Source organism: Streptomyces sp. NBC_00376 (assembly GCF_036077095.1).
Classification (GTDB): Bacteria; Actinomycetota; Actinomycetes; order Streptomycetales; family Streptomycetaceae; genus Streptomyces.
In genome coordinates, this window is record NZ_CP107960.1 from 4,873,396 (window position 1) to 4,889,699 (window position 16,304).

General features: G+C 72.6%; 15 protein-coding genes. 6 read left to right on the top strand and 9 right to left on the bottom strand.

The window, feature by feature from the left end:
* The first annotated feature begins 39 nt into the window (after positions 1–39).
* On the top strand, positions 40–1,611 hold the full coding sequence (locus OG842_RS22050; RefSeq protein ID WP_266731925.1) for an MDR family MFS transporter: 1,572 nt from the start codon (positions 40–42) through the stop codon (positions 1,609–1,611).
* 69 nt (positions 1,612–1,680) lie between these two features.
* Here the strand turns inward: OG842_RS22050 and cseC are convergent, their stop codons facing one another.
* The 6 genes from cseC to OG842_RS22080 all read right to left on the bottom strand — a co-directional run bounded on the left by cseC (position 1,681) and on the right by OG842_RS22080 (position 6,987).
* Complete coding sequence (gene cseC / locus OG842_RS22055) at positions 1,681–3,057, bottom strand: two-component system sensor histidine kinase CseC (protein WP_266731927.1); 1,377 nt, start codon at positions 3,055–3,057, stop codon at positions 1,681–1,683.
* The gene (cseB, locus tag OG842_RS22060) at positions 3,054–3,755 is read right to left on the bottom strand and encodes a two-component system response regulator CseB (protein WP_266731929.1); all 702 of its coding nucleotides are present in this window, start codon (positions 3,753–3,755) and stop codon (positions 3,054–3,056) included. Before cseB ends, cseC begins: the two co-directional genes overlap by 4 nt.
* 10 nt (positions 3,756–3,765) lie before the next feature.
* The gene (locus tag OG842_RS22065) at positions 3,766–4,503 is read right to left on the bottom strand and encodes a hypothetical protein (protein ID WP_401875024.1); all 738 of its coding nucleotides are present in this window, start codon (positions 4,501–4,503) and stop codon (positions 3,766–3,768) included.
* Positions 4,491–5,105: a SigE family RNA polymerase sigma factor gene (locus OG842_RS22070; protein WP_266731931.1), complete on the bottom strand. Its 615-nt coding sequence runs from the start codon at positions 5,103–5,105 to the stop codon at positions 4,491–4,493. The genes OG842_RS22065 and OG842_RS22070 overlap by 13 nt, the downstream gene beginning before the upstream one ends.
* A 176-nt stretch (positions 5,106–5,281) precedes the next feature.
* Positions 5,282–6,184, bottom strand: coding sequence for an A/G-specific adenine glycosylase (locus tag OG842_RS22075; RefSeq protein WP_266731933.1), 903 nt, complete (start codon positions 6,182–6,184; stop codon positions 5,282–5,284).
* A 155-nt stretch (positions 6,185–6,339) separates the two neighbouring features.
* Positions 6,340–6,987 (bottom strand): phosphatase PAP2 family protein, encoded by a 648-nt coding sequence (locus OG842_RS22080; RefSeq protein WP_328512445.1) that lies wholly within the window; start codon positions 6,985–6,987, stop codon positions 6,340–6,342.
* Between the two features lie 184 nt (positions 6,988–7,171).
* Here OG842_RS22080 and OG842_RS22085 point away from each other — a divergent pair, with 184 nt between their 5' ends.
* Complete coding sequence (locus OG842_RS22085; RefSeq protein ID WP_266731935.1) at positions 7,172–7,984, top strand: hypothetical protein; 813 nt, start codon at positions 7,172–7,174, stop codon at positions 7,982–7,984.
* Between the two features lie 88 nt (positions 7,985–8,072).
* On the opposite strand, the gene disA is transcribed toward OG842_RS22085, so the two are convergent.
* Positions 8,073–9,197 carry a DNA integrity scanning diadenylate cyclase DisA gene (gene disA, locus OG842_RS22090; protein WP_266731937.1) on the bottom strand — a complete coding sequence of 375 codons (1,125 nt, stop codon included), beginning with the start codon at positions 9,195–9,197 and terminating at the stop codon, positions 8,073–8,075.
* A gap of 80 nt (positions 9,198–9,277) precedes the next feature.
* Positions 9,278–10,690 (bottom strand): DNA repair protein RadA, encoded by a 1,413-nt coding sequence (gene radA, locus OG842_RS22095; RefSeq protein WP_266731938.1) that lies wholly within the window; start codon positions 10,688–10,690, stop codon positions 9,278–9,280.
* 217 nt (positions 10,691–10,907) lie between these two features.
* Here radA and OG842_RS22100 point away from each other — a divergent pair, with 217 nt between their 5' ends.
* Positions 10,908–12,788, top strand: coding sequence for a BACON domain-containing protein (locus tag OG842_RS22100; protein ID WP_266731940.1), 1,881 nt, complete (start codon positions 10,908–10,910; stop codon positions 12,786–12,788).
* Positions 12,789–12,859: 71 nt separating this feature from the next.
* Here the strand turns inward: OG842_RS22100 and OG842_RS22105 are convergent, their stop codons facing one another.
* On the bottom strand, positions 12,860–13,720 hold the full coding sequence (locus OG842_RS22105; protein ID WP_266731942.1) for a hypothetical protein: 861 nt from the start codon (positions 13,718–13,720) through the stop codon (positions 12,860–12,862).
* A 40-nt stretch (positions 13,721–13,760) separates the two neighbouring features.
* Here OG842_RS22105 and OG842_RS22110 point away from each other — a divergent pair, with 40 nt between their 5' ends.
* The 3 genes from OG842_RS22110 (at position 13,761) to OG842_RS22120 (ending at position 16,283) form a co-directional block, all read left to right on the top strand.
* Positions 13,761–14,714 (top strand): Ppx/GppA phosphatase family protein, encoded by a 954-nt coding sequence (locus tag OG842_RS22110; RefSeq protein WP_266731943.1) that lies wholly within the window; start codon positions 13,761–13,763, stop codon positions 14,712–14,714.
* Positions 14,715–14,820: 106 nt separating this feature from the next.
* The gene (locus OG842_RS22115) at positions 14,821–15,648 is read left to right on the top strand and encodes a sugar phosphate isomerase/epimerase family protein (RefSeq protein WP_266731945.1); all 828 of its coding nucleotides are present in this window, start codon (positions 14,821–14,823) and stop codon (positions 15,646–15,648) included.
* Positions 15,645–16,283, top strand: coding sequence for a TetR/AcrR family transcriptional regulator (locus OG842_RS22120; RefSeq protein ID WP_266731947.1), 639 nt, complete (start codon positions 15,645–15,647; stop codon positions 16,281–16,283). The genes OG842_RS22115 and OG842_RS22120 overlap by 4 nt, the downstream gene beginning before the upstream one ends.
* Positions 16,284–16,304: the final 21 nt, after the last annotated feature.

Consider the following 16,304-nt stretch of genomic DNA (forward strand, 5'->3'; position numbering starts at 1 on the left):
GCACAGGGGACCAACAGGGGATCAGGGGAGTGGGGACCAATGTCCGATCTGAAGAAGGCGGCTGGCGGGAAGGCGGCCGTCGCCGACCGTCCGGCCGGGATACCGCAGACGCAGCAGCGCAGCGTCCGGGTGGTGATGCTCGCCCTGATGATCACGATGCTGCTGGCCATGCTGGACAACCTGATCGTCGGTACGGCCATGCCGACCATCGTCGGTGACCTCGGCGGCCTGGAGCATCTGTCCTGGGTCGTCACCGCGTACACCCTGGCCACCGCGGCCTCCACCCCCATCTGGGGCAAGCTCGGCGACATGTACGGGCGCAAGGGCATCTTCCTCACGTCCATCGTGATCTTCCTGATCGGCTCGGTGCTGAGCGGAATGGCCCAGGACATGGGCCAGCTGATCGGCTTCCGGGCGGTCCAGGGGCTCGGCGCGGGCGGCCTGATGGTCGGCGTCATGGCGATCATCGGTGACCTGGTCCCGCCCCGCGAGCGTGGCAAGTACCAGGGGATGATGGCCGGTGTCATGGCCATCGCCATGATCGGCGGACCGCTGGTCGGCGGCACCATCACCGACCACCTCGGCTGGCGCTGGAGCTTCTACATCAACCTGCCGCTGGGCGCGGTCGCCCTCGCCATGGTCACCGTCGTGCTGCACCTGCCGAAGCGGGAGGGCGCACGGGCCAGGGTCGACTACCTCGGCGCGGGGCTGCTGACCCTCGGCATCACCGCGATCGTGCTGGTGACCACCTGGGGCGGTACGGAGTACGACTGGGACTCCGCCACGATCATGGAGCTCTCCGCGATCGGTGTCGCCTCGCTCGTCGGCTTCCTCTTCGTCGAGACCAAGGCAGCAGAACCGATCATTCCGCTGCACATCTTCCGCAACCGCAACTTCACCCTGATGTCCGTGGTCGGCTTCATGTCGGGCTTCGTGATGTTCGGCGCGGTGCTCTTCCTGCCGCTGTACCAGCAGTCCGTCCAGGGCGCCTCGGCGACCAACTCGGGTCTGCTGCTCCTGCCGATGCTGCTGTCGATGATGGTCGTCTCGCTGGTCGCGGGCCGGGTCACCACCAGCACCGGCAAGTACAAGGTCTTCCCCGTGGTGGGCTCCGTGCTGATGGTGACCGGTCTCTTCCTGCTCTCGCGGATGGACGTCGACACCACACGGTTCACCTCCGGCGTCTACATGGCGGTGCTCGGCGCGGGCATGGGCTTCCTGATGCAGATCACGATGCTCGTCGCGCAGAACAGCGTCGAGATGAAGGACATGGGCGTCGCCTCCTCCGCGACGACCCTCTTCCGTACGCTCGGCAGCTCCTTCGGCGTCGCGATCATGGGCGCGCTGTTCACCGGCCGGGTGCAGGACGAGATGGTCGCCCGCGGCGGCGGGGCGGCCACCGCGAAGTCCGCGCAGCTGGACGCGGCGAGCCTGGCGAAGCTGCCGGAGGCGGCGCGTGAGGCGTACCAGTTCGCGGTGTCGTCCGGTACGCACATCGCGTTCCTGGTGGGCGCCGTGGTCGCGCTGGCCGCCCTGTTCGCCTCGGTCTTCGTCAAGGAGGTGCCGCTGCGCGGGGCGGGCCCGGCCACCAAGCAGGCCGAGGCCGTCTGAGCCCGAGCGGTGTACGAAGGAGGCTCCCGGGGCGTGCCCCGGGAGCCTCCTTCGTATCCGGAACAGAGCTCAGCCGCCGGACTCCGCGCCCCGCGCGGTCCGCGCCGCCTCGTCGTCCGGGCCGCGCTGCTCGGACACCGGGAGGAGCGGGAAGCTGCCGGTGTTGGTCGGCGCGTGCTCGGGCAGCCACAGCACCGCGATCGCCCCGCCCGTGCCCCGCGCCGCCCCTTCCGGCGCCGCGTTGCGGAAGGTCAGCCGGGCCCCGAGGACCCGCGCCTGACCGGCGGCGATGGTCAGCCCGAGCCCGTGCCCGCGCCCGGCCCGGTCACTGCTTCCGGTACGGAACCGGCTCGGCCCCTCCCGCAGCAGCGCCGCCGGGAACCCGGAACCGTGGTCGCGGATCCGTACCACCCGGCCCTCGACCGTGACCTCCACCGGAGTGGAGCCGTGCTTGGCGGCGTTGCCCAGCAGATTGCCGAGGATGCGCTCCAGCCGGCGCGGATCGGTGTTGACCCAGGACTCGTGGACGACCCGCACCCGCACATCCGGGTCCAGCGACGCGATCCGCCGGCTGACGAACTCGCCCAGCGCGATCTCCTGGAGCTCGGCCCGCTCCGAGGCACTGTCCAGCCGGGCCACCTCCAGCACGTCCTCGACGAGCGTGCGCATCGCCTGCGCCCGGTCCCGTACCAGCTCGGTGGGGCGGCCCGGCGGCAGCAGCTCGGCCGCCGTCAGCAGACCGGTCACCGGCGTACGCAGCTCGTGCGCGATGTCCGCGGTGACCCGGCGCTCCGCCTCGATCCGCGCGTTCAACGCGTCCGTCAGTGCGTCCACCGCACCGGCCAGCTCATCGGTCTCGTCCCGGACGACACCGCCCACGGCCTCCCTGACCCGTACCTCCGTATTGCCCTGCGCGACCCGGCCCGCCGCGGCCGCCGCCTTGCGCAGCCGGCGCGACAGCTGGCCGCCGATCAGCACACCAAGCGCACAGCCGCCGAACACCACCGAGACCGAGCCGATGATCAGCGCCCGGTCGAGATCGCGCATGATCGTGGAGTTGCGGCCCGCGAACCGGGTGTGCAGCGAGAGCACGTCGCCCTTGCCGACCGGCACGGCCGCCCACACATCGGGTACCCCCTTGGCGGACACCTCGACATGGGTGGCGCGCCGGTTCCGGCTGGTCTCCGCGCGCAGGCTGTGCGGCATCGTCGGGTCGTTGAGCTTGGCGCCGAACCGGGGGTCGGCCTTCTTCGTCTTCGTCGCCTCGTACAGCAGCTGCGCGTACGTCAGCCGCTCCAGCTGGACCTCGCGGGCGTTCTCCAGCATCGAGACCTGGGCGGCGTTGTGGACGACGAAGCTGAGCGCGACCGCGGTCAGCGCGCCGACCGCCGCGATCGCGATGCTGATCTTCCAGCGGACTCCCGTCCGCAGGGCGGGCCGCTTCATGGCCTGAGTTTGTAGCCGAAGCCGCGGACCGTCTCGATCCGGTCCTGGCCGATCTTGGTGCGCAGCCGCTGCACATGGACATCCACGACCCGGGTGTCACCGCCCCATCCGTAGTCCCAGACGCGCTCCAGGAGCTTGTCCCGGGAGAGCACCGTGCCGGGCGCCGCGGAGAACTCCAGCAGCAGCCGCATCTCGGTCGGGGTCAGCGCCACCTGCTCGCCGGCGCGGTGGACCGCCATGCCCTCCGTGTCGACCTCCAGATCGCCGAAGACCAGCACCCCGCCGACCTGCTGCGGCTCCGGATCCCCGACCGTCTGCCCGCCCGTGGCATGGCCGAAGCGGCGCAGCACGGCACGGATCCGGGCGACCAGCACCGCCCCGTCGAAGGGCTTGGTGACGTAGTCGTCCGCGCCGGCCTCCAGGCCGAGCACCACGTCGATCGAGTCCGCGCGGGCCGACAGCATGATCACGGGCACCGTCGACTCGTCGCGGATCCGGCGGCAGAGGCTGACCCCGTCGAGCCCCGGCACCATCACGTCGAGCAGGGCGATGTCCGGGCGGTCGGCCCGGAACGCCTCCAGGCCCGACAGACCGTCGGGCATCGCGGTGACCACGAAGCCGTCGCGCTCCAGCGCCAGCTGGGTGGCTTCGCGGATGACGTCGTCGTCCTCGACGAACAGGACGTGGGTCTCGGCCATCGGAATGCTCTCAGTTCCCCGGCGGCTCGGCGTCCGGAGCCGGAAGGACCGCCCCGCCGCTGCCGACGGCTCGGTTGAAGTCGTTGTGCACCCGGTCGTGCTCGCTGAACCGGTTGCCCGCCCAGCGGTAGGTGATCACTTCCTCGCCGGAGGGGTACGCGACCGAGTCCTTCTTCTCGTACACCTGGGTCGTCACCACCAGGTCCCCGCGGTCGATCGTGCCGTAGACGGCGGGCTGCTCGATGGCGAACACGTTCTCGTACGAGCCGTTGCCCTGACGGCGGTACACATAGGTGCCGACGCCCACCGAATCGGCGCAGGTCATCACGTTCACCACGACATCGGCGGCCGGGCCGCCGGTCATGGTGCCGTACGAGGTGTCCACCGGGTACTCGGAGCCGGTGCAGGGCTTCAGGTCCGTCCTGACCCGCTCGCTGACCCTGGGGTCGTGCTTGAGCAGCGACACGGGGTCGATCCGCGCGGCGGGCCTCGCGGAGGAGGACGGCTCGGCGCTGGGCGTGGCCTGGGCGACGGGCTGGGTGCCGGCCGGTCCCTCGTCCCGGGTGCCGGTACCGCCGGTCGAGCAGCTGACGGTGAACAGCCCGAGGGCGGCGAGGCCGACCAGGGTCGTGGCGCTCGCCGCCCAGCCGGTCAGGATCCGGCCACGCCGGACGGTGGCCTCGCGGCCACCGTCGTCTCTTCCACCGTCACGGTCGTCGCCGTCGCCGCTGGCTGTCAGGCCGCGCAACGCTCCCGCCCCCGTTCGTCCATATGCCTGCCCGCCCGCGTCCGCACAGGTGCCGGAGCACGGTCGGCCGCCGGGCGCCGCTGCTCGGCGAGCACGGTCTCCCGGCCCGCCGCCTCGCGGCTCTCCAGCTCCTGGCGCAGCCGTGCCAGCGCACGGTGCAGCGTGCTCTTCACCGTACCGGCCGACATGCCGAGCGCGGCGGCCGTCTCCTCCGTACTCATCTGCTCCCAGTGTCGCAGCACGACGACGCTGCGCTGCTTCGGAGCCAGCACACCCAGCACGTCCATCAGCAGGGCGCGGTCGGCGCGCTGCTCGGTGCCGTCCTCGACGCTCGCGTCGGGCAGCTGCTCGGTGGGGACCTCGTCCAGCTTGCGCGCCCGCCACCACTCGGTACGGGTGTTGATCATGACGCGGCGCAGATAGGCGTCGGCCAGCGACTTGTCGGCGATGCCGTCCCAGCGGCCGTACGTACGGGCCAGGGCGGTCTGGAGCAGGTCCTGCGCGTCCACAGGGTCGGGTACCAGCCGTCGCGCGCTGCGCAGCAGCGCGTCGTGCCGAGTGCGTACGTAGTCCTCGAATTCGAGCACCTCGCCGTGCGCCATTCCAACCGCCTCCGTCCCCGTGGATCCCCGTAGAACCGCCGCCAGCCATCGTTCGGTCGGGCTGACGGAGAAGACGCTACGGAGCGGTTGTCACGGGGTTGTGCGGAGCAGCCATACGCGGACGCACGGCTGTCCATCGGTTGTGTAACAGCGGGGGAGCGGGGCGGGTACGGAACTCAGCTCAGCGGCAGCCGGTACTGCCCGCCGGCAAGCGGTTCGACCAGGCCGTCGGCGACCAGGCCGTCCAGTGCGCGGGCGCGCTGCACCGGCTCGTCCCACACCGCGTCCAGCGCAGACTGCGGCACCGGTGTCATGGCGTCGCGCAACACGGCGAGCAGCCGTCCGCGTACCTGCCGGTCGGTGCCGGCATAGGTCTGGCCGCGGCGCGGGGGCCCCTGGTGGGCGGGCTTCCCGGCCAGCAGCCAGGCACACTGCCCGGAGATCGGGCACCGGTTGCAGTCCTCGTTCTTGGCGGTGCAGACGAGGGCGCCGAGCTCCATCGTCGCGGCGGCCCAGCGGGCCGCCCGCTCGTCCTCGTCGGGCAGGAGCGCGCGGGCGAGCTTGCGCTCGGCGGCGGTGGTCGCGTTCGGCGGGTACTGGATCCCGGTCGCGGCGCGGGCGAACACGCGGCGGACGTTGGTGTCGAGCACGGCGTGACGCTGCCCGTACGCGAACGAGGCCACGGCCGCCGCGGTGTACTCGCCGATGCCGGGCAGGGCGAGCAGCTGACCGTGCTCGCTCGGTACGTCGCCGCCGTGCCGTTCCGTTATGGCCTGCGCGGCGCCGTGCAGGCGGAGCGCCCGACGGGGGTAGCCGAGCCGGCCCCAGGCGCGGACCGCCTCGCCGGGCGGTTCGGCGGCCAGGTCGGCGGGGCGGGGCCAGCGGGCCAGCCACTGCTCGTAGACCGGGAGGACCCGGCTCACGGGGGTCTGCTGCAGCATGAACTCGCTCACCATCACACCCCAGGCGCCCGCTTCGGGGCGGCGCCAGGGCAGATCGCGGGCGTGCTGGTCGAACCACCCGATGACGGGAGAGTGGAGGGAGGCGGGGGGCGTCTGTGTCGCAGTCATGGCAGTCATCGCACCGTCGATCCTGGCACGGAAGGGCGGACGACGGTTCAGCGCACGGTGGTGTCGCGCCTCGTGAGGGCCCTTGGGGTGATAATGCCACCCGTCCGCGCGCCGGGGGTCCGGCAACCGGCCCAAGGGGGCCCGGCCGGGCCCCTCCGGGGCTGTCAGTGCCGCTTGGCCCGGTGCCGGGAGCGGCCGGTCGGCACCGCGCCGGGCCCCGAGGCCCAGGCCGCCACCGGCGCCCCGCTGCTCCGTACCGTCCCGGCGAGCGACCGCACCGGGCGGCGCAGCACGGCGACCACCAGGGCAGAGACGGCGGCGCCCAGCAGCAGCCCGACCGCCACGTCATGCGGGTAGTGCACGCCGACGAAGACCCGGGAGAAGGCCATCAGCAGGGCCATCGGCACGGTGAGCCAGGCCAGCCGGGGGCGGGCGATCGCCAGGGCGATCGCCGCCGCGCCGGCGATCGCGGAGTGGTTGCTGGGGAAGGACCAGTCGCCCGGCGGCGGGCAGCTCACCAGCGAGGCCGCCGCGCCGGCGACCGCCCTGCACGGGCGTTCCTCGTCCACCACCGACTTGAGTACCTCGCTGACCACATAGCCGAAGGCGGTCGCGACGGGCGCGAGCACCGCCAGTGCCAGGGCGCCGTCGTCCTGGCGCCGGGCACGCCACCACCCGGTGATGAACAGGACACCGAAGAGCAGGAGCCCGAGCTCCGTCCATATCTCGGCCAGATGTTGCACCCATGACGGCATGTCATGTGCGAAGTCGGTGATGTCCCGGTAGAGCGGCGCGGTGACTGAACTATCCATGTGACAGAGGGTAGTCAATGAAACCGGCTGTTCATCCGGGCGTTCCCCGGCAGCCAACTAGGCGGCCGACTCGGCGGCGCTGCGGGGCCTGAACGGGCCGCCCGTGATGATGATCCGTAAAACTTGCGGACCGGGGCGGCGGGTGGGGCGGGAGTCCGCGCCGATCTCTCGTACAGTTTGCGCCGTGGGATCTTTGCGTAATCCGATCGGTCCGCTTCCCTCCACCATCTACTGGCGACGGAGGGCCGTAGCGGCGACGCTCGTTGCGCTGCTCGCGCTGCTGATCGTGTGGGTCGTCACCTCGGGCGGGGACGAGAAGACCAAGGACGACTCCCGGCCCGCCGGTTCGGGCCCCGCGCAGGAGATCACGCCGGGACCCGACGGCTCGGGCCCGGCCATCAGCCAACAGCCCGGCGGGCGTGACGAGTCGGACGACTCGGGCGGATCCGGCTCGGACGACGGCGGTACGGACACGGGCCCCGGCGGCGGTTCGGGCGACGCCGGTACGGAGGCGGGCGGCGGCTCGGGCGCCGGGACCGGTGGCGCGAGCGGCAGCGGTACGACGGGTCAGCGGGTTCCGGCCTCCTCCTCGCTCCCCGACTGCACCCCCGCGGCACTCCAGTTGAGCCTGAGCACCGAACTCAGCTACAGCCCCGGCGAGAAGCCGAAGTTCAAACTGGTCGTCAAGAACAACTCGGCCACCACCTGCAAGGCCGACCTCGGGCCGAAGAGTGCGGTGCTCACCATCACCGAGGCGGGCGGCGACGACAGCCAGGTGTGGTCCTCCAAGGACTGCCCGCGCGACGCGGCCGTGCTGCTGCTGAAGGTCCCGGCGGGCGAGACCGTCGTCCACACCGTGGAGTGGGACCGCAGGAAGAGCTCCCCGCAGTGCGCCACGCCGCCCGCGGGGGCGGCCGGGCCCGGTACGTATCTGGTCGAGGCGAAGTCGCCGGGCGAGCCGGTGCAGCGCGCCTCGTTCGTCCTCGCGAAGGACTGAGACCGACCGGGAGAACGCGGCGGGGCCCGGTCTCCCGGGCCCCGATCGTCCTGCGCCTGCCGCTGTGCCGGGTCTGCGCGTACCGGCTCTACACGTACCGTTCGAGGATCGACGACTCGGCCAGCCGGGACAGGCCCTCGCGCACGCTGCGCGCCCGCGCCTCACCGACGCCGTCCACCGTCTGGAGATCGTCCACGCTGGCGGCGAGCAGCTTCTGCAGACCGCCGAAGTGCTCCACCAGCCGGTCGATGATCGCCCCGGGCAGCCGGGGAACCTTCGCCAGCAGTCGGAAGCCGCGCGGCGAGACCGCCGAATCCAGCGTCTCGGGCGAGCCGCTGTAGCCCAGGGCCCGCGCCACGACCGCGAGTTCGAGCAGCTCGGTGTGGGAGAGCGCGTCGAGCTCCGTCAGCGCCTCGGCGACCGTGCGGGACCGCTTCGCGGTCGGCTCCGGCACATAGTCGCGCACGACCAGCTCGCGCTCCGGCTCGACGCCCGCGATCAACTCGTCGAGCTGGAGCGAGAGGAGCCGGCCGTCGGTTCCGAGCTCGACCACGTACTCCGCGATCTCGGTCGCGATCCGGCGGACCATCTCCAGCCGCTGCGCGACGGCCGTCACGTCCCGGACCGTCACCAGGTCCTCGATCTCCAGCGCGGAGAGCGTGCCCGCGACCTCGTCGAGCCGGAGCTTGTACCGCTCCAGGGTGGCGAGGGCCTGATTGGCGCGGGAGAGGATCGCGGCGGACTCCTCCAGGACCCGGCGCTCCCCGTCCACGTAGAGCGCGATCAGGCGCATCGACTGCGAAACCGAGACGACCGGGAAATTGCACTGCTTGGAGACCCGGTCCGCCGTGCGGTGGCGGGTGCCGGTCTCCTCGGTGGGGATGGAGGCGTCCGGCACCAGCTGCACGCCGGCGCGCAGGATCTTGGTCATGTCCTTGTCGAGGATCAGCGCGCCGTCGAGCTTGGCCAGCTCGCGCAGGCGCGTCGCGGTGAACTCCACGTCCAGCACGAATCCGCCGGTGCACATCGACTCGACGGTCTTGTCCATGCCGAGCACGATCAGTCCGCCGGTGTTGCCGCGGAGGATGCGCTCCAGTCCGTCCCGCAGCGCCATTCCGGGCGCCACGGCGCTCAGCGAGGCGCGCATGAGCGCCTCATTACCGGTGCCTTGGCCGGACTTTCCGGGCGATGCTGCCCGGTCGTTGGCTGCCACTGCACTCCTCCGGTCACAGGTTTGCGGTGCCCTTACGTCCCTCGTACCGTTCGTACGGACGGGCGAGACCAGGGCAAAGTCTACCGGCGTGCGCTCTCCTCCTGGGGGGCCTGTGCGCGAGACCGGCGCGGGAGGACTCTCAGCGCGTCGCCCATGTTGGCGACTTCTGTGACCTTCATACCGGCCGGGACCTTGCCCGGGTCGGTCGGGACCAGCGCGTGCGTGAAGCCCAGCCGGTGCGCCTCGGCCAGCCTGCGCTGGACCCCGGTGACCCTTCTGACCTCGCCCGCGAGGCCCACCTCGCCGATTGCCACCAGGTTCTTCGGCAGCGGGGTGTCGCTCGCGGCACTGGCCAGCGCCAGCGCGACCGCGAGGTCCGCGGCGGGCTCGGAGAGCTTCACACCGCCGACCGTCGCGCTGTAGATGTCCCGCTTGCCCAGCGAGCTGATCCGGCCGCGCTGCTCCAGGACCGCGAGCATCATCGACACCCGGGACGTCTCCAGGCCGGAGGTGGTGCGCCGGGGCGAAGGGATCTGGGAATCGACCGTCAGCGCCTGCACTTCGGCGACGAGCGGCCGCTTGCCCTCCAGGGTGACGGTCAGACAGGTGCCGGGCACGGGCTCGTCGCGCCGGGTGAGGAACAGGCCGGAGGGGTCGGCGAGGCCGGTGATGCCCTCGTCGTGCAGCTCGAAGCAGCCCACCTCGTCGGTCGCGCCGTACCTGTTCTTGACGCCCCGTACGAGCCGCAGGCGGGCGTGGCGGTCGCCCTCGAAGGACAGCACCACGTCGACGAGGTGCTCCAGCAGCCGGGGCCCCGCGATCGCCCCCTCCTTGGTGACATGGCCGACCAGGAGCGTCGACATGCCGCGCTCCTTGGAGGCCCGGATGAGGGCCCCGGCGACCTCCCGGACCTGCGCCATGCCGCCCGGCGCCCCGTCGATCTCCGGCGAGGCGACGGTCTGCACGGAGTCGAGGATGAGGAGCGAGGGCTTGACGGCGTCGAGATGGCCGAGGACCGCGGACAGGTCGGTCTCGGCGGCCAGGTACAGATGGTCGTTGATCGCCCGGATCCGGTCGGCACGCAGCCGCACCTGGCTCGCGGACTCCTCGGCGGTGACGTAGAGCGTGCGGTGCTCGTCGCTCGCCGCCTTGGCGGCGACGTCCAGCAGCAGCGTCGACTTCCCGACGCCCGGCTCGCCCGCGACGAGCACCACGGCGCCCGGCACGAGACCGCCGCCGAGCACCCGGTCCAGCTCGCCGACGCCGGTGGACCGGGCGGTGGCCTGCCGGCTGTCGACCTGGCCGATGGGGAGCGCGGCGGTGCTGACCCGGCCGGCCGCGGTGGTCCGCACGGCGGGGGCGCCGCCGAACTCCTCGACCGTCCCCCACGCCTGGCATTCGGGGCAGCGGCCGAGCCACTTGGCGGTCGTCCAGCCGCATTCGGAGCAGCGGTAGGACGGCCGGTCCTTCGCGGTTTTCGTACGGGCAGCCATGGCGCAACCGTATAGGTGGGGTACGACAATGCCGCCCGGCGCGGTCCGGAGGCCGGCGCGCGCTCGCTCCCGGGGCGGGGTGGCTCCGGCGGAATGCCGCGGTACTTCCGGCGAAATAGGTAATTCCTGTCCCCTTTTGAGGGATACGTTCACCCGTAAGGATTAAAAGTGCTGAAGGGGAGCGAAAGGTGTGCGCTGTGCTGCCTACGGTCGCAAGGTGACGAGCAGCGGTCTGGAGCCCCCCACGCACACCACCGGCGCACACCGGGCGCGACGCGGTGCGCCCCGCCTCCCGGCGCACCCTTCGCCGCGCCGCCCGCCCGCCCGGTACGAGCCGCATCTCGACGGCCTGTTCACCTACTGCCTCTCCGTGCTCTGCGACCACGACGCCGCCACCGAGGCGCTCGGCGGTGTGCTCGCGATCGCGGAACGGCAGGACGGCCGCTGCCCGGCGGGCGGGGAGGAACGTAAATCCTGGCTGTACGCGCTGGCCAGATGGATGTGTCTGCGCAAGCTCGCCGAGCAGAAACAGGGCCGCCAGGCGCACGGCCACAAGGCGGGGAATCAGCCGCGCAGGCTCTCCTCGAAGCAGGAGACGAAGCGGGCCGGCGGCCCTCCGGGCAAGCAGCCGTCGGGCGGATCGGTGCCCCAGGGGGCGCGCGCCGGACGCCGCCCGCCCCCGGCCGTCGCCGCGAAGGCTCCGGCCACCGCCGCGTTCACGCCGGGCGGCGCCCCCGCAGGCCCCGCCCGCACCCCCGAGACCGAGACCGAGGCCGCCGCCGAGGCGCACCGCCGCGAACTCGCCCAGCTGGCCTGGCCCGAGGCCGCGGGCACCACCCCCGAGCAGCGCGAGGCGCTCGAACTCGCGGTGCGCCACCACCTCCCCCCACGCGCCGTCGCCTCCGTCCTGGGTCTCGAACCGGCGACCGCCCGCGAGCTGCTGGCCGCCGCCGCCTGCGAGGTGGAGCGCACCCGCGCCGCCCTCGCCGTCGTCGAGACCGGCAACTGCCCCACCGTCGCCCGGCTCACCGGCGAACACCGCGTCCTGCTCTCCGCCGCCCTGCGCCGCGAACTCGTCCGCCACGTCGACGACTGCCCCCGCTGCCGCAGGGCCGCCGAACGGGCCGGCGCGAAGGGCCCCTGGCCCGGCGCCGCGGTCACCGCGGCCGCCGCGCTGCCGGTCGTCGAGGCGCCCCGGCCATCGGCGTACGTCGCGATGGTCCACGCCCAGCGCAACCGCTCCAACGGCCCGCGCTTCGACCGGACGGGCTTCCCCATGGACCCGAAGGACCACGCCGCGCGCCGCGACCGGCTGCGGGCCAGGGTCGTGACGACGACGGTGGTGGCGACGGTCGTCGCCGCCCCCGTGATCGCGCTCTGGACCGCCTACCGGGGCGCGCCGCAGACCGGCGAGGGCCACGAGGGCTCGTCGGTCACCGCCACCGAGAGCGATGCCCGGCCGGAGCTCGACGGCACCGCGGACGGCCACTACGAGAACGCGGGCAATGCCCGCCCCCAGCCCGGTGCCCGCTTCGCCGACGGCCGCGCCCCGGACGTCTCGGCGGAGGTGATCAGCGCGGGTCCGGGCCGGGACGGCGCCGGCGGGCTCACCGTCGAGGCCCGCTCGTCCGGCGGCACCACCCTGATCCGGCTGACCGCGTCGGGCGGCGCGCCGGTCGCCTGGTCGGCCCGCCCGGACGCGTCCTGGGTGCGGCTGAGCCGCTACTCGGGCACCCTCGCCGCGGGCGAGAGCATCACGCTCCACGTCCTGGTGGACCACCGGCGGGAACCGGCCGGCCCGTGGAGCGTGCGCATCGCCCTCGCCCCGTCGGGCTCCGTGGTGGTGATCCGGGGGCGCGGAGTACCGCCGCTCACGCCCGGCGGCCCGGGACGCCCGGTCCCCGCCGATCCGCCCGCCACCACCGGACCGTCGGCTCCGCCCACGTCCTCGCCGGATCCCAAGCCGTCGACCGACCCGAGCGACCCCACGCCCACCCCGACGGACCCGGGCCCGACCGACCCGTCACCGGACCCGACGGCCGGCACGGACCCGACGCCCACCGACGGGCCGGGACCGAGCACGACCCCGACGGGCTGAGGGGCAGGCCGACCCGACGGGCCGATCCGACGGGCCGAGGGGCGGACCGGCCGGGGCCCACCCCCGGACGGTCACGCCGGATCGGCCGGAGGGACCGGATCCGCGGGGTGCGGTGCCATCGGCAGCAGCGCGGACAGCCGCTCCTCGCACAGTTCGACGAGCCGCTCGTACGCCTTCTCGCCCATCATCTCGGTGAGCTCGGGCCGGTACGAGACATACACCGGCTCCCCGGCCCCGTGCGCCGAGGTCGCCGAGGTGCACCACCAGTGCAGATCGTGGCCGCCGGGACCCCAGCCCCTGCGGTCGTACTCGCCGATCGACACCTGGAGCACCCGGGTGTCGTCGGGCCGGTCGATCCAGTCGTAAGTGCGCCGGATGGGCAGCTGCCAGCAGACGTCCGGCTTGGTCTCCAGGGGCTCCTTGCCCTCCCGCAGCGCCAGGATGTGCAGGGCACAGCCCGCACCCGCCGCGAATCCGGGCCGGTTCTGGAAGATGCACGAACCTTTCCAGCGCCGGGTCTGGCGTTCCCCGTCGTCGTCGAGCTGGACCCAGCCCGTCTCCGTACCGACGTCGTGGAACTGCCACAGCTCGGGGGTCAGCCGCTCCACGTGGCCCGCCACCCGCTTCTCGTCGTCCTCGTCCGAGAAGTGCGCGCCCAGCGTGCAGCACCCGTCGTCCGCGCGGCCCGCCTGGATGCCCTGGCAGCCGCTGCCGAAGATGCACGTCCACCTGGAGGTCAGCCAGGTCAGGTCGCAGCGGAAGATCTGTTCGTCGTCCCCCGGGTCCGGAAACTCGACCCAGGCACGCGCGAAGTCGATCCCCGTCTCGTCCTCGGACCGGACCGGTCCGTTCACTTCCTGTTGCTGCGCCTCCTGCTTGGTTCTCTGCTTCTTCGTGTTTTTGCCCGGCTTCGCCTTTTTCGTCTTTGGCACGCGCCAAGAGTAAGTCTGTCGTCCCGGTAGCGTTCCTGCCATGAGACTCGGAGTCCTCGACGTGGGTTCGAACACGGTGCATCTGCTGGTGGTGGACGCGCACCCCGGCGCACGCCCGTTGCCCGCGCACTCGCACAAGGCGGAGCTGCGCCTGGCCGAACTGCTCGACGAGGACGGGGCGATCGGCCCCGAAGGTGTGGACCGGCTCGTGGCGACCGTCTCCGACGCGCTCCAGGCCGCCGAGGACAAGGGGTGCGAGGACGTCCTGCCGTTCGCCACGTCCGCGGTGCGGGAGGCGAGCAACGCCGATCAGGTGCTGGCCCGGGTGCGCGAGGAGACCGGCGTCGACCTCGCCGTCCTCAGCGGCGCTGAGGAGGCCCGGCTCACCTTCCTCGCCGCGCGCCGCTGGTACGGCTGGTCGGCCGGGCGGCTGCTGGTCCTGGACATCGGGGGCGGCTCGCTTGAGATCGCGTACGGCATCGACGAGGAGCCGGACGCCGCGGTCTCGCTGCCGCTCGGGGCCGGACGGCTCACCGCCGGGTGGCTGCCGGGCGATCCCCCGGACCCGGCGGAGGTGAAGGCGCTGCGCCGCCATGTCCGGGCCAGGATCGCCCGGAGCGTCGGGGAGTTCACCCGCCTCGGCCGCCCGGACCATGTCGTGGCCACGTCCAAGACCTTCAAGCAGCTCGCCAGAATCGCCGGCGCCGCACGCTCCACCGAGGGCCTGTACGTGCAGCGCGCCCTCACCCGTAAATCGCTGGAGGAGTGGGTGCCGAAGCTGGCGGCGATGACGGCCGAGCAGCGCGGCGGCCTGCCCGGCGTCTCCGAGGGCCGGGCCGCGCAGCTGCTCGCCGGGGCGCTGGTCGCGGAGGGCGCCATGGACCTGTTCGGGGTCGAGGAGCTGGAGATCTGCCCCTGGGCGCTGCGCGAGGGCGTCATCCTGCGCCGCCTGGACCACCTGCCGACGGAGGAGCCGGACGCGCTGGGCGGCTGAGCGCGCCGGGCCGGGCGTCGCCGGGCGGCCGGAAACCCGCCATGGCACTGCTCACTTTCCGCCGGGACCTCTCGGCGGGGCGTACCACTGCCCGTACGCTGTCCCAGTGGCAGAACCAGTGGTGCGCATCCCGGATGCGAAGGTCGCCCTGTCGACGGCTTCCGTCTACCCGGAGTCGACGGCGACGGCCTTCGAGATCGCCGCGCGCCTCGGTTACGACGGTGTCGAGGTCATGGTGTGGACCGACCCCGTCAGCCAGGACATCGAGGCCCTGCGGCGGCTCTCCGACTACCATCAGGTGCCGATCCTCGCCGTCCACGCGCCCTGTCTGCTGATCACCCAGCGCGTCTGGTCCACCGATCCGTGGGTGAAGCTCCAGCGGGCCCGCGCCGCGGCGGAGAAGCTCGGGGCGACGACCGTGGTCGTCCATCCGCCGTTCCGTTGGCAGCGCAATTACGCGCGTGACTTCGTCACCGGGATCTGGCGCATGGCGGACGAGACCGATGTGCGGTTCGCCGTGGAGAACATGTACCCCTGGCGGTACCGGGACCGCGAGATGCTCGCGTACGCCCCCGACTGGGACGTCACCAACGACGACTACCGCCACTTCACCGTGGACCTCTCGCACACCGCGACGGCCCGCACGGACGGCATGGCGATGGTCGACCGGATGGGCGACCGGCTCGCCCACATCCACCTCGCCGACGGCAAGGGCTCCAACAAGGACGAGCACCTGGTGCCCGGCCGCGGCGACCAGCCCTGTGCCGAACTCCTGGAGCACCTGGCCCGCACCGGCTTCGACGGTCATGTCGTCATCGAGGTCAACACCCGCCGTGCCATGTCCACCGCCGAACGCGAGGCCGATCTGGCGGAGGCGCTGGCCTTCACCCGGCTCCACCTGGCGTCGTCCCCGACCCGGGCACCGCGCCCATGACAGGCGACGGCCCCGCTGGCTCCACCGGCCCCACACCCCCCAAGCGCCGCGGCCGCCCCTCCCGTACCGCCGAGACCACCGGCCCCGACGCGCGCACCCGCATCCTGGAGGCGGCCCGCAACGAATTCGCGGAGCGCGGCTACGACAAGACGTCGGTCCGGGGCATCGCCAAGGCGGCGGGCGTCGACTCCGCCCTGGTCCACCACTACTTCGGTACGAAGGAAGAGGTCTTCGCGGCCGCCATCGAGCTGTCCTTCGAGCCGGCCCTGGTGATCCCGGCCGTCCTCGGCGACGGCACGGACGGGCTGGGGGAGCGGCTGGCCCGCTACTTCATCGCCGTGTGGGAGAACCCGGCGTCCAGGGCCCCGCTGCTGGCCGTCATGCGATCCGCCCTCACCCACGAGGCGGCCGCGAAGGTCCTGCGGGGCTTCGTGCTGCGCCGGCTCCTGGAACGGATCGCGGAGGCACTGGACGTACCGGACGCCACGTTCCGCGCGGAGCTGGCGGCCTCGCAGATGCTCGGGATCGTGATGCTCCGCTATGTGATCCGGGCGGAACCGCTGGCTTCGGCGGACCCCGAGGAGATCATCGCGATGGTCGCCCCGACGCTCCAGCGCTATCTGACGGAGTCCTGAACCCGCACGGGCACCCCGCCC